We start from the raw sequence: 13,096 nt of genomic DNA on the forward strand, positions 1-13,096 counted from the left end.
ATCGTTATCCTTAGTGGTCGTCACTTTCGTGAAACGTGCCGTCGGCGTGAAAATGTCCGCCTTCCTGCATTTCGCCAGAGCTCGAGCTTGCAAGCATCAGCGGATACACGCCGCCCAGTACGACTTCATCACCCAGCATCACGCCGCTGCGAACTTCCACCCAGCGCTGGTCGCTGTCGCCGAGATCGGCCACGGTTCGGATGACTTTGCCGGAATCACTTCGGTCGCGCAGAAAGAAGACCCTTTCAAGTCCGTCGCGCACGACCGCCGCCTCCGGGATTGCCAGAACCTGACCCTCTTTGCCGTTCGTGAAGACTTCAAGGTATGCGGTCACTCCGGGCTTGGCCCAGCGGGGCAGCTTCTCCGGCACGACAAAGATCGGGATGGTCCGCTGTTCTGAATCGGCTTGAAAGCCGATCTCGATGGTTCCATCGATCGTGCTCTGAAGGTCAATGCTTCCGCCCGGGGGGGGAACGATTCGAGCGGATTGCCCCTTCGAGAACAGCGTGATGTCCGTCTGGAGCGCGTCACCATGAAATCGAAGCGCGGTCGGGTCGATCGTGTCCAGCACGAGATCACCCGTTTCCGCCCACCCCTGGTTTGTCACGGCCAGACGGTCGACGATTCCCGGCGCCTCGGCGCGGATTGTCAGACGGTCGATCGACCGCCAGGGCGGCTCACCGGGCTTGAGGTGGCCGTGCTCATTGACGTGGGGATCCAGCAAATCCTTCGCCAAGCCCGCAAGAGAGGCGGCCGTGCTCAGCATGACGTCGTAGTGAGCGTGAGCCGCGTCGAATTCCGTGCGGGCGGCCTCCAATTCTGCGCGGACCCTGGGCAGCCGGTTCCGCTTGTCCGCCAACGCTGACTCCAGCTCGACCTGGCGAACCTGGGCCTCCGCCAGATTGCCCAGCCGTCGCTCATCGAACTCGACAGCCTTCTCGATTTCCGCGAGCCTGGCTTCGGCAACGGCCAGTTCCGCGTGGCTCCGCCGCATCGCGTTTCGAGCCGAAACGAGGTCGCTTTGGAGCTTCTTCCATTCCGGGGAATCCAGCCTGAACAGGACTTGTCCCTTCTCCACGTGTTCATACTGTCGGACATGGAGATCGATCCGCCCTGGCAGCATGATGTGGTATTCATGCCGCGCCTCCGGCCGCAATTCGAATTGCCCGGGCAGGCGCACCGTGCTGCGCACCGGGCGCCGTTCCACCGTTACGAACGTAATGCCCAGGTTCTGGCGTACAGTAGCCGGAATATCGATTCGATTGTCCGTGCTCCCCGGCGTATGGTCACCGTGCTGCTCATCTCCGGATTCCCGGTGCGTATCGGACTTTCCGCAACCGGCCAAAGGCGCGAATGCCGTCGCAGCCAGCAACGCGAGCCAAGCCCAATTGCCTCTGCGGTGCTTCCACCAATTCATCACTTGTTCTCCTCTCCCTCCGCTTGCGGGAGCGTGAACCACTGCGGCCTGAGCATTTGGTTGAGTTCATTCCTGGCAAGTTCCTCTGCCAACCTCGCTTGGAGCAACTCCAGCTTGGTTTCGAGCGATCCGATCAATGCGTCCCGGAGTAACAGGACGTCGACTTCTCCCAGATCGAGCAATGTGCGCCCGTCCTCAATCTGCCTTTCAACGAGAGGTGCTACGTTCTCGAGAAGCGACGCCCGATACCGTGACGCATACTTCAAGCGCATTTCGACCTCCGCAAGCGAGGCAACAGCCGCCTCGACGACCGCCTCAGCCTGCACCCGCGCGGCTTCGCGGGCTGCAAACGCTTCCGCGACAGCCTGGCGATTCCGGTTCCACAATGGAATGGCCAGACCAAACCCCAATCCGAATCGTGTGAATCCCTCCTCCAGCGAATAGCTCGGCCCGATGTCCAGATCCGGATACTGTCGTCGAATCTCCAGCCGAAGTTGTCTTTCCGCCGACTCGTATTCTGCCTCTGCGGAGAGAATTCTTGGATGACGCTTGACGAGTTCATCCGTGCTATTGCCAGCTTCAGGAGCGGGGCTGTTGAGGGTAAGCGCGGGCTGAAGCACGACGGGTGATTCGGGAGCAAGTCCCATCAGCGCTAGCAACGCCAGTCGATGTTGCTCTTCTTCTCGCTCGAAGGCGAGGATGTCCGCCTCCCGATGTGCCAGTTCGATTTGGAGCAATCGGCTCTCGGTTGGCTTCATCTCGCCCGCAGCGAGCAGTTGTCCTGCCATGCGGGCGATCGTTTCAAGTTGCCCGATGTACTCTCGTGCGATGGCCAGCCGCTCTTGCGACGTAGACCACGTGAGCCAGGCGCCGCGAAGCTCCGTCCGCAGCTCCCACTCTTTCACGAGGATCTGCCGCCACGCCGCGCTGTACTGCGACCATCGAAGGTCCTTCTCGGCCGCGACCCGTCCGGATATCGGGATGGTGATGTTCAGGCCGGCGCCCACGATCCAAGGGTCATCAATATAGTTGCCTTCTTTCCTTCGCAGGCCGATGGGCGTCGCCTCGAGCCCGCCGGCGTTCACGCCGTCAATGGTCGGACCGCTGAGCTTGTACCCCGCTCGATCTCCTCGGTTGACGAAGCGGAGAACTTCGGCCTCGAACTGAGGATCGGGCCACCACCCCGCTTCTCTCGCACTCGCGAGGGGAATCCCCGCCACAGCCCGGGCCAGGCGAAGTTGCGGATTGAAATGCAATGCGACGGCCTCGGCCTCGGGAAGCGAAAGACCGTCACTGCTGTCGAACATTCCTGGCGCCGTCGGATCCGCGAGTGATGCCGCGTAGCTCTGGATCGACTTCAGATCCAGAGGACGCGCCGACCATTGACGAGCGTATTCGCGCAGTTCCAGCGGCCGGCGCTGGTACGACCGGCACCCGACGCTGAACACCAATACGATGGCGCCGATAGAGACGCATCTCCATCCCATGGCGTGGTCCTCGAGTGGCAGATTCAGGGTCAACCGACAGAAAGCGAGCCGCAAGCTGGAGCCTGCGCGGACGTCCTCGATGAACGCCGGGCTCAGCGCCATACAAACCGCTGCGGGTAGCTGTTTACCTCTTCAACGCTGCGCGCGACGCAGCACACCAGCGGCGTCGTGAACCAAGGAATGATCAGATCTGGAGGGGCAGATCGCTCAGATGAACGGGAATCTGCAGGCCTCGCCTGGTGCCGTCAGGATACCATCCGGCCGGCGGCGCAAAGCGATAATGGTCGGTATATTCCACGAGCACGTGGGGCAACGGAGAAGGCGATGCGCCGCTGCTCGACGTGTTCCAGTGGACGACGGCGACGCGGCAGGGGTCCGATTCGCAACCGGACTCGTGCCCGCACCCGCTCTTGACCGGAGAAATTGGATGATCGTGGTGCGAATGATGGTTCTCGGAATCCCCACAATCGCCCTCCAACGCGCAGGGATGTCCCAACACGTGTGCCACGCACAAGACGGGCATGACCCAGAGGGCCCACGCGGTGAGCACAATTGCGGCGCAGTTCCGACCCATACCCCCATCATCGACGAAAGGACCGATGCCGGTCAACCGCCTCCGCGCAACACCGCGGTAATGATGCGCCGAATATCGGGCCCGCTCGGAGAATCCTCCGAACGGGCCCCGAAACTCGGCTTGGATTCCACGCCTTTTACGTTCAGGTCAGCCGGCCAGGTCAAAACGATCCAGGTTCATCACTTTGCTCCAGACCGCGACGAAGTCATGGACGAACCGCTTCTGGCCGTCAGCGCTGGCATAGACTTCCGCGACGGCGCGAAGTTGCGAATTCGAACCAAACACGAGATCGACCGAACTTGCCTTCCATTTGAGCTCACCCGTCTTGCGATCCCGTCCTTCGAAATGAAACTCGCAGTTGGAAGACTTGTTCCAGACCGTGCCCATGTCCAGCAGATTGATGAAGAAGTCGTTCGTAAGGTACCCCGGTTGCTTCGTAAAGACCCCCAATTCGGGGTCTCCGACGTTCGTACCCAGAACCCGCATCCCGCCGATGAGCGCGGTCATCTCGGGAGCCGTGAGCGTGAGAAGGTGCGCTCGATCGATCAGCCACTCTTCCGCCGGTCGATCGAGCTGGGCACCGACAAAGTTACGAAATCCGTCCACCTTCGGCTCGAGCACTGCGAATGAGGCCGCGTCCGTCATTTCCTGCGATGCGTCCGTGCGTCCCGGCGAAAAGAGAACCTCAACCTCATGGCCGGCCTTCCTTGCCGCTTCCTCGACACCCGCGCACCCGCCCAGCACGATCAGATCGGCGAGGGAGACGCTCTTGCCGCCGGACTGCGCGCTATTGAACTCCTTCTGGATACTCTCCAGCTTCCTCAGGACCTTGGCGAGTTGGTCCGGTTGGTTGACCTCCCAGTTCTTTTGCGGCGCGAGGCGGATCCGTGCTCCGTTCGCTCCTCCCCGCTTGTCGGTTCCGCGGAACGTCGACGCCGATGCCCAGGCCGTGGAGACAAGTTCCGATGTGGACAATCCTGAATTCAGAATCTGCTTCTTGAGGGCCGCCAAGTCCCGTGCGTCGACCAGCGCATGATCAACTTCGGGAACGGGGTCCTGCCAGATCATGACCTCGTCTGGAACCTCCGGACCGAGATAACGCGAGCGCGGACCCATGTCCCGGTGGGTAAGCTTGAACCAAGCCCTGGCAAAGGCATCCGCGAACTCATCGGGGTTCTCCATGTAGCGCCGGGCAATCCGTTCGTAGACCGGATCGAATCGCAGCGCCAGGTCGGCGGTGGTCATCATCGGCCGGTGCTTCTCCGACGGATCATGGGCATCAACCACCATGCCATCCGGAGGTACATCCTTGGCCAGCCACTGATGCGCGCCGGCCGGGCTTTTCACCAACTCCCATTCGTACTTGAATAGCGTCTTCAGATAGCCCATGTCCCACTTGGTCGGGTTCTTTTTCCATGCACCCTCGATTCCGCTGGTAATCGTGTCGCCGGCTTTTCCGCTTCCATGGCGGCTCTTCCAGCCCAGACCCTGTTCCTCAACGGGAGCGGCCTCTGGATCCGGACCTACCAGCGACGCATCACCTGCGCCGTGGCACTTCCCGAACGTGTGCCCGCCGGCGATCAGGGCAACCGTCTCCTCATCGTTCATGGCCATGCGCCCGAACGTCTCCCGGACGTCACGCGCCGAAGCGACCGGGTCGGGGTTTCCATTCGGTCCTTCAGGATTCACGTAGATCAGCCCCATCTGTACGGCGGCAAGCGGATTCTCGAGATCGCGGTCACCGGAGTAACGCTTGTCCCCCAGCCACACGCTCTCCGATCCCCAGTAGATGTCCTCCTGCGGCTCCCAGACGTCTTCACGGCCTCCGGCAAACCCGAGCGTCTTGAATCCCATCGACTCGAGGGCCACGTTTCCGGTCAGCACCATCAGGTCCGCCCACGATATCGCGTTGCCGTATTTCTGCTTGATCGGCCAAAGCAAACGGCGGGCCTTGTCGAGGTTGGCGTTATCCGGCCAACTGTTGAGCGGTGCGAAACGCTGAGTGCCGTAACCCGCGCCTCCGCGCCCATCGCCCAGGCGGTAAGTGCCCGCACTGTGCCAGGCCATTCGAATGAACAAGGGTCCGTAGTGCCCGTAATCCGCCGGCCACCAGTCTTGCGAATCGGTCATCAGCGCCCTGAGGTCCTTCTTCACGGCCTCCAGGTCGAGTTTCTTGAACTCTTCGGCGTAGTTGAAGTCGCTTCCCAGCGGATTGCTCTTCACGGAATTCTGGTGAAGGATCTTGAGGTTAAGCTGATTCGGCCACCAGTCCTGAATGGACATGGCCCCCGCGGCCGTATGCCGGTTGGGACCGGCCTGCTCGCCCATCACCGGACATTTTCCGGCCCCGCCCGGTGACGCGAAGGTGGATTGAACCGCTGCCGCACCCATCCCAAGACTCAGCGCCAGCGCGACGAACCTCTTGCTTCTCGTTAGCACGCGCGCCCGCTTGCCGTTTCGACGCGCAGCACCGCGCTCCTGGTGAAACCGCCCCGCCGATACCTTGTGTTGCATCTGATTCCTCCCGTTGCTAGATGAACCGTGGACTGACCCGACGACGAGCATTCATGGAAAAAACAATTCACCGGCTCTTCGCTGACTTGTTCAGACACGCCGGACAGATACCCCAGAAGATCACCTCCGCCTCATCAATCTCGAAACCTGAGTCCTCGGCCGCCGTCAGGCACGGCGTCTCGCCCACAGCACAGTCGACGTCGACCGTAGTCCCGCAGTTGCGACAGATCAGGTGGTGGTGATTGTCACCGACTCGGCCCTCGTACAGCGCCGGCGACCGCGCGGGCTGTATCCGCCGAATGAGGCCTTTTTCCACCAGCATCCCGAGCGTGTCGTACACCGCTTGTCGCGAGATCGCCCCGATGTCACCACGGACATGCTCGGCAATCGCTTCCGCAGTGCTGTGAGGCCGTGCCGCGACCGCGCGCAGCGTAGCCAGGCGCTGGGCCGTGACCTGAACCCCATGCTTTCGAAGAAGGACCGCTGGCTCTTCTGACATGGGCGTGTTATATGTCGTAATTTGGACTATGTCAACATATGGAATGAGTCAACAATTACTGGTCGGACCGGGTCGATTTTCAGTCCAAATGCAAGATTCGCCAGTGCCGGCTCAGACGAAGACGAAGCCCGGCAGGTCAAGAAGTCCGAGCCCTCTGACCCGGAAACCTGAGCGGCCGACCGAACGCACTTGCTCGCTCCGCGGGCGACGGGCATCATCGCAACGGCAAAGCGCTTGAAGGACAAGACCCTCCCCGGCAAGGAGTCCACCGTATGGCGGTTGCAGTGATCGCGGCGATGACCCAGGAGCTTGCACCGTTTCTGGATGAGCAGGTGGATACGCAGGCTCAGGTGCCTCCGCGCGTCGATGCCACGGTGCATTTCTACCCGCGCGTACACCAGGGCTTTCCGCTGGTCATTGTGAAGTCCGGTCTCGGCAAGGTGAATGCTGCGATCGCCGCCCAGACAGCCATCGACCGCTTCGCCGTAAAGGCCGTTATCCAGGTCGGTCTTGCCGGAGCCGTCGACACGAGACTGAAACAGGGCGATATCGTTCTGGGTGAGAGGTACCTGGAACACGACGTCGATCTGACGCAGGTCGGCCTGCGTCCCGGTACCAGTGTTTTCGACGCTGCGATTCAGGCCGATCGAATCATCATTCCCGAAGCGATGCAGCTCACGGAGTTCCCCTGCGATCCGATGCTCATGCAACTTGCGGAGGACGCCTGCCGTACCTTCGATCTGGGTGCTGTCTCGCTGCCGGTGCTGGGTCGCAGACCGGCGATCCACAAGGGCACCATCGTCTCCGGCGATCAGTTCGTTTCCGACTCGAAGAAAAGCGCATGGCTGCGCTCGACCTTCGGCGCCACGGCCACGGACATGGAAAGTGCCGCAACCGCCCACGTGTGCCACGTCAACAGGGTGCCCTTCCTCGCGATACGAGCGATCTCCGACCAGGCGGATCATTCAGCCGCCGTGGATGTTGCCGCTTATCTCCCCATCGCCGCTCACAACTACCATGACGTCACCCTTGAAATCGTTCGCGGCTGGAGCGAAAAGCGGGGCGAGACCAGTGACCGCGGCGCATGAGTCATCGCCGGTCGGCGGCGGTCAGTGAATTACTCTGGCTTGAATTCAGCGACGGCTCGGACGGGCAACGTCGCCGTCGGATTCGTCCCGGCGCTGTGATTGTCGGCTCCACCACAACGCGGCATACCGCGCCAATTCCGCCGCACTGTCCAAATTCAACTTGGTCCGGATGTGATCCCGGTGGGTTTCAACGGTCTTGGGGCTCACTCCCAGCCGATCGGCGATGTCCCGAACGCCGAGGCCGGTCCCGATCAACTCGAAGATCTCCATCTCGCGACCGCTGAGGCTCTCGGTTCCGCCCGCCGTCGGGGCGCCGCCCACGGCCCGGCCGATGAGGCGCTGGGTCATGGTCGGACTGAGTACAATCTCGCCGCCCAGTACTCTACGAATCGCTTCCAAAAGTTCTTTGCCGGGGCGCGACTTGTTGATGTACCCCAATGCGCCCGCCCGAAGCGCTCGCTCCGCGAACAACTCATCGTCGTGAATGGAGACGATGAGCACGCGAATGTCGCTGTGACAGGCGTGAATACGCTTTACCAGCTCCAGCCCGCTCCCATCCGGCAAGGACATATCCAACAGCGCCACATCCGGATGGAATTCACGGACCGCGCTGAGCGCATCGGAAGCGGTACCAACGTCGGCGCATACCTCCAGATCCGAGACATCCTCGATCAACTCCCGGATTCCCCGCCGCATCACCGGGTGATCATCCACGATCAGGATCTTCGACATCGCCATTCAGTTCGTCAGCCTCGTCGCCGCGCTCGGCCGGGCGGATGACCAATGCGCCCGGCACGGTGCAGCTCACCACGGTTCCACCGCCGCGCGCCCGAAGAACGTCCAGTTTCGCACCAATCATCTTGGCCCGGTGTCGCATGATCCGCAATCCACTGCCCGATCGACGCTCCGATTCCGCAATGCCCACGCCGTCGTCACGGACTTCCGCAACGAGCCCTTCCTCGCACAATTTCAAGCTCACCGCGATCTGATTTGCCCGGCTGTGCTTGGCTGCATTGGTTACTGCCTCACTGACCATTCGATAGAAATGAGCTGCCGTCTCAGGAACGGTCATCCCCAGGGGCTCCGGGCATTCAAAAATGCAATCAATTTCATATCGCTCTGATATGGATTCGACAAGCTCCCGCAACTCGATTTCGAAGCCATCCTGATGCGATGCCGGTGCGCGCAGGCCGCGTACAGCCCCGCGGATTTCCTCGATCGCCCTCCGAAGAATCGTGCCGATTTCCCCTATATTATCCCCCTTAACCAATTTCCCGACCTTGACCTTTTCGCTCAGGCGGTCGAGCAGCAAGGCCGCCCCCGCCAGATCCTGTCCGATCGAGTCGTGGAGATCCGCGCCAATTCGGCGCTGTTCGTTCAGCAGGGCGCCGGCAATGTCCCGGGCAAAGCGCTCTCGTTCCACGACGCGTCCCAGGAGCATGCCGAGGCTCTCCATGGTCTCCAGCAGGCGGTCGCTTGGTTCAATAGACTTGTCGGAGAAGAATTCGAGGACGCCTACCACCTCGGCCTGCGATCGGATAGGAAAGGCCGCTGCCGTGCGGAGGCCCAGATTCCGTCCGATCCGTGCTCTGGCTTCGGTGAGATCCTTCGCGATATCCGTTGTCCACTGCGGCTTCCCCGTGGTGAGGACCCGGCCGGGCAACCCCTCTCCCCGCGCTATGTTTGCCCGACTTGTCGCCGTCCGAAAGGCCGTGAATGCTCCGTGCGCGGCCTCGTGGTACATCTCGACGGGAACCAGCCTGTCGCTGGCGGCGAGCTGAAAGGCATGCCCGAAAAGCCACCCATTGTGCTCGCAGATTTGCCGGAGAACTACCTGCAGGGCCTCATCCAGCGTGTCGGCGTTGTTGGCCGCGACCGCGACCTCGTTGAGCAGGCGCAGCATGTCGGTGCGTTCGGCCACGCGCTCTTCCAGCGAGCGCCTCATGTTCGACATGTCCAATTCGGCCTGCTTGCGTGCCGTGATGTCAGCGAAGATTGCCGCAACCCTGCGATCTTCCGGCCGGCCCACGCGGAAGGCATACACGTCGAACCAGCGGCCCAAGCCTTCTCCGCGATTCTCGAAGCGGATCGGCTCGCCCGACGCGGCAACCCGTCCGTAGATCTCGAACCAGTACGACTCAATGTCGGGGACCAGTTCGCGGATGGTCGCTCCTTGGGCGTCGGCCAGTCCGGTGTGCCTTTCAAAGGCCGGATTGACTTCAACGTATCGTAGGTCCACGGGTCGACCCGCGTCGTCATAGAGCATGTCGAAGACACAGAATCCCTCGTCGATCGATTCAAACAGCGTGCGGTAGCGCGCTTCGCTCTGCAGAAGCGCCTTTTCGGCCTGCTCCAGACGAAGGGGCGTTACCTCGTGTTTGCCAACGATGGCGTCAACCTCGGACTTTTCGCCTTTCCCGATATCGTTGTGCTGCTCCTTCGGCGTCCCGCCCTGCGCTTTCATCTTCGATGTAACATTCTTGTTTCGTGGGGCCATAAGGGTGACTCACTGTTGGACATACAAACGGGCTGACGGGCCCCAACGGGATAACGCTGCGCGCTCCGAAACAGCATATCCTCTCCGCCGGGTTCATCCAGTGCGGAAGCGGCATCAGGAAATCCCCCATGTCGGTATAGGTGCGAAGAATCACCGATTCAGTACGCATCCTGATATTGGACAAACCCATTTCCGCGATCATGGAGCGAAGTCGTTTAACGTCGGCGAGTGTGGTTGGCGCGTGACCAGGAGATTCGTTGATGCTGCGACGCGAATCATCAAGGAGGGAGCACCAATGCGAATAGGCTACCACATGACGCCGAACCCCGTCACTATTGACTCGCGTGCCCGCCTGAACGAGGCCGTGCGTCTCATGGAACGTTTCGGTATCAGCCATCTGCCGGTGGTCGACGACGAACGCAGACTTACTGGTGTAGTCACCCACCGCGAGCTGCTCCAGGCCGCCTGCCAGGACATGCGATTTGCCGAGTGCAGCGTTGCGGACGTCATGCTGCGCCGACCCGTCACGCTCAGCTCCGGCGCGTCGATGACCAGCGCCGTGAGTCTGGTATGCGAGAAGCACGTCGACAGTTTGATCGTGGTCGACAGTCAGAACCGCGTGGAGGGCATCATCACCCGGGCCGATCTATTGCTCGTCATGTCCAGGCTGCTCGGTCTTGACCGTGAGGGAAGCTGTGTGGAGGTCGCCCTCCTCGAGCACAACGACGACCTCGCCATTGCATTCAACGCACTGCGTGAGGTCGGCGCCAAAGTCATCAGCGCCATCGGGGCGTGCGTCCGCGACGACGGCGACGAGCCTGCCCTCTACCTGCGCGTAGATGATTCCACCCCGAAGCGCGTGGAAGAGGCCCTCGCACGAGCCGGGCTGATACTCCTGGAACCCGAGAATGCGACGAGCACGATCGTGTCCCGGAAACGGCCGCGCCACCAGCTCAATGGAAACTCGAGCATGCGGCTGCTTGCCCGGTTGCTGCGGACCAACTTCGACGATCAGCCTCGCCACGATCCGCTTCAGCGCCTTGAGATAGGCAGCCCGAGGATGACGGTGTCCGACCCGAGTGCTCCAGCGGAGTGATTCCGATCAGCGCATCCCCCGGCCGAGTTCGAATACACGACGCGCATCCCGAGCCGAAATCCGGCTCGGTGATGGAGCTGCGGACATTTCTCGATCGCTGACCTGCACGGCTGATTACATCGGCTTCATATCGCATTACAGCCCGGTTCATCAGACGATCCTACCCTCCCTGTGGAAGTCCGAAGGCCATGCTCTTGCGCCCATTGGATTTCACAAGCGAGGAGTACGGCATCATGTTGAGAAGTCTCTCGGATCTCCGGAATTACGCACTCTACGCCATCGACGGCAAGATCGGTTCGATACACGACCTCCTGTTCGATGATAAGTACTGGACCCTTCGCTATTTTGTTGTGGATACGGGAACCTGGCTGCCCGGTCGAAGGGTATTAATCTCGCCTGTGGCGGTCGGCCGTGCGGATTGGTCCTCTCAGCAGATCCGTGTCCGGCTCACGCGGGATCGGATCAAGGAGGCTCCGGCGGTCAACGCCGACCCGCCGGTTTCGCGGCAGGAGGAGAATCGGCTCGCGTCCTTTTACGCGTGGCCGACGTACTGGGCGATGCGCGATCCACCGGTCATTCCTCCGCAGGAAGCGGCCGGCTACAGGGAAAAGGCGCACGCATCGTCCAACGGCGATCCCCACCTGCGAAGTCTCCGCGAGGTCTCGGGCTATCACATCGTGACGCGCGACGGCGTGCAGGGTCACCTCGACGATCTGATTGGAGAGGAAGGCAGCTGGGGCATCCGTTACGTGGTCGTGGATACGCGAAACTGGTTGCCCGGCAAGCGTGTACTCCTGTCACCGAAGTGGATCGACAGCGTCAACTGGAGCCAGGCGCAGGTATTCGTCGACGTCACCAGCGAGCAGATCAAGGATGCACCGGCTTATGATCCGGCGATGCCGATCAACCGTGCGTACGAGACACGATTGTACGATGCGTACGGCAGGCCGACGGACCAATAGGCCATGAAAGGAATGGTGCGTGGAGCGGATCCTCACCGTGACCATGAATCCCGCCGTGGACAAGTCCACGCGGATCCGGGACGTCGCAGCAGAGCGGAAGCTGCGCTGCGAAACTCCGGTACGAGAGCCCGGAGGCGGGGGCATCAACGTATCGCGGGCCATTCACAAACTCGGAGGAACATCGAAGGCACTTTGTCCGGCCGGCGGACCCACGGGCGAGATGCTCCAGAGCCTTCTCAAGGAGGAAGGCATTGAACTGACGCACGTTCCGATCGAGGGCTGGACGCGGGAAAACCTCACGGTCTTTGAACGATCCACCGAGCACCAGTACCGTTTCGGCATGCCCGGCGCGCGATTGAGCGAATCGGAATGGAATGCGTGCCTGTCACGAATTGAGGAGGCGGAAGAGTTCGATTTCGTGGTTTGCAGTGGCAGTCTTCCACCCGGCGTACCCGAAGACTTCTACGCTCGTGTCGGCCGTGTGGCACGAAACATCGGAGCGAAATTTCTCCTGGATACGAGCGGACCCGCCCTCTCTCGCGCGGCCGAGACGGGCGCCTATCTGATCAAACCCAACGTGAATGAGTTCCAGCACCTGACGGGCGAATCCCTGGAATCCGAGTCCCAGCAGGAAAAATTGGCAAAAAAGGTCATTTCGGAAGGGATCTGCGAGGTGCTCGTGCTTTCCCTCGGCGCGGCCGGCGTGATGCTGGCGACCTCGGAGGGCATTGATCGCATTCGTTCTCCTTCCGTACCGATCCGCAGCAAAGTAGGTGCGGGCGACAGCATGATGGGCGCGATGGTGCTGGGGCTGGCGAGAGGGATGGACGTTCGGTCGGCTGTTCGATACGGTGTGTCCGCAGGCGCGGCCGCGGTGATGACGCCGGGGTCGGAGCTTTGTCGGGCAGAGGATGTGGACCATCTGTACCGGCAACTGGAGAAGTCTGGCGGAGCCTGAGAAC

The 13,096-nt window shown here is 61.4% G+C and carries 11 protein-coding genes; 4 read left to right on the plus strand and 7 right to left on the minus strand.

Going from position 1 to position 13,096, the window contains the following annotated elements; translation table 11 throughout:
* Positions 1–10: 10 nt before the first annotated feature.
* The 5 genes from J5J06_05790 to J5J06_05810 all read right to left on the minus strand — a co-directional run bounded on the left by J5J06_05790 (position 11) and on the right by J5J06_05810 (position 6,491).
* Positions 11–1,417 carry an efflux RND transporter periplasmic adaptor subunit gene (locus J5J06_05790; protein ID MCO6436581.1) on the minus strand — a complete coding sequence of 469 codons (1,407 nt, stop codon included), beginning with the start codon at positions 1,415–1,417 and terminating at the stop codon, positions 11–13.
* Complete coding sequence (locus J5J06_05795; protein ID MCO6436582.1) at positions 1,417–3,006, minus strand: TolC family protein; 1,590 nt, start codon at positions 3,004–3,006, stop codon at positions 1,417–1,419. Before J5J06_05795 ends, J5J06_05790 begins: the two co-directional genes overlap by 1 nt.
* Positions 3,007–3,088: 82 nt before the next feature.
* On the minus strand, positions 3,089–3,478 hold the full coding sequence (locus J5J06_05800) for a hypothetical protein (protein ID MCO6436583.1): 390 nt from the start codon (positions 3,476–3,478) through the stop codon (positions 3,089–3,091).
* Positions 3,479–3,625: 147 nt separating this feature from the next.
* Positions 3,626–5,806 carry a catalase/peroxidase HPI gene (gene katG / locus J5J06_05805; protein MCO6436584.1) on the minus strand — a complete coding sequence of 727 codons (2,181 nt, stop codon included), beginning with the start codon at positions 5,804–5,806 and terminating at the stop codon, positions 3,626–3,628.
* Positions 5,807–6,059: 253 nt separating this feature from the next.
* Positions 6,060–6,491: a transcriptional repressor gene (locus J5J06_05810; protein MCO6436585.1), complete on the minus strand. Its 432-nt coding sequence runs from the start codon at positions 6,489–6,491 to the stop codon at positions 6,060–6,062.
* A 272-nt stretch (positions 6,492–6,763) separates the two neighbouring features.
* On the opposite strand from J5J06_05810, the gene J5J06_05815 reads away from it, so the two are divergent.
* The gene (locus J5J06_05815; protein ID MCO6436586.1) at positions 6,764–7,579 is read left to right on the plus strand and encodes a 5'-methylthioadenosine/adenosylhomocysteine nucleosidase; all 816 of its coding nucleotides are present in this window, start codon (positions 6,764–6,766) and stop codon (positions 7,577–7,579) included.
* 45 nt (positions 7,580–7,624) lie between these two features.
* Here the strand turns inward: J5J06_05815 and J5J06_05820 are convergent, their stop codons facing one another.
* Both J5J06_05820 and J5J06_05825 read right to left on the minus strand, forming a co-directional pair.
* On the minus strand, positions 7,625–8,311 hold the full coding sequence (locus J5J06_05820; protein MCO6436587.1) for a response regulator transcription factor: 687 nt from the start codon (positions 8,309–8,311) through the stop codon (positions 7,625–7,627).
* The gene (locus J5J06_05825) at positions 8,286–10,076 is read right to left on the minus strand and encodes a GAF domain-containing protein (GenBank protein MCO6436588.1); all 1,791 of its coding nucleotides are present in this window, start codon (positions 10,074–10,076) and stop codon (positions 8,286–8,288) included. The genes J5J06_05820 and J5J06_05825 overlap by 26 nt, the downstream gene beginning before the upstream one ends.
* A 295-nt stretch (positions 10,077–10,371) precedes the next feature.
* On the opposite strand from J5J06_05825, the gene J5J06_05830 reads away from it, so the two are divergent.
* The 3 genes from J5J06_05830 to J5J06_05840 all read left to right on the plus strand — a co-directional run bounded on the left by J5J06_05830 (position 10,372) and on the right by J5J06_05840 (position 13,092).
* Positions 10,372–11,172 carry a CBS domain-containing protein gene (locus tag J5J06_05830; GenBank protein ID MCO6436589.1) on the plus strand — a complete coding sequence of 267 codons (801 nt, stop codon included), beginning with the start codon at positions 10,372–10,374 and terminating at the stop codon, positions 11,170–11,172.
* Between the two features lie 233 nt (positions 11,173–11,405).
* Positions 11,406–12,134 carry a PRC-barrel domain-containing protein gene (locus J5J06_05835; protein MCO6436590.1) on the plus strand — a complete coding sequence of 243 codons (729 nt, stop codon included), beginning with the start codon at positions 11,406–11,408 and terminating at the stop codon, positions 12,132–12,134.
* Positions 12,135–12,153: 19 nt separating this feature from the next.
* Positions 12,154–13,092 carry a 1-phosphofructokinase family hexose kinase gene (locus J5J06_05840; protein MCO6436591.1) on the plus strand — a complete coding sequence of 313 codons (939 nt, stop codon included), beginning with the start codon at positions 12,154–12,156 and terminating at the stop codon, positions 13,090–13,092.
* Positions 13,093–13,096 lie beyond the last annotated feature (4 nt).

It is taken from the genome of Phycisphaerae bacterium (assembly GCA_024102815.1).
In the GTDB taxonomy this organism is placed as follows: Bacteria; Planctomycetota; Phycisphaerae; order UBA1845; family UBA1845; genus JAGFJJ01.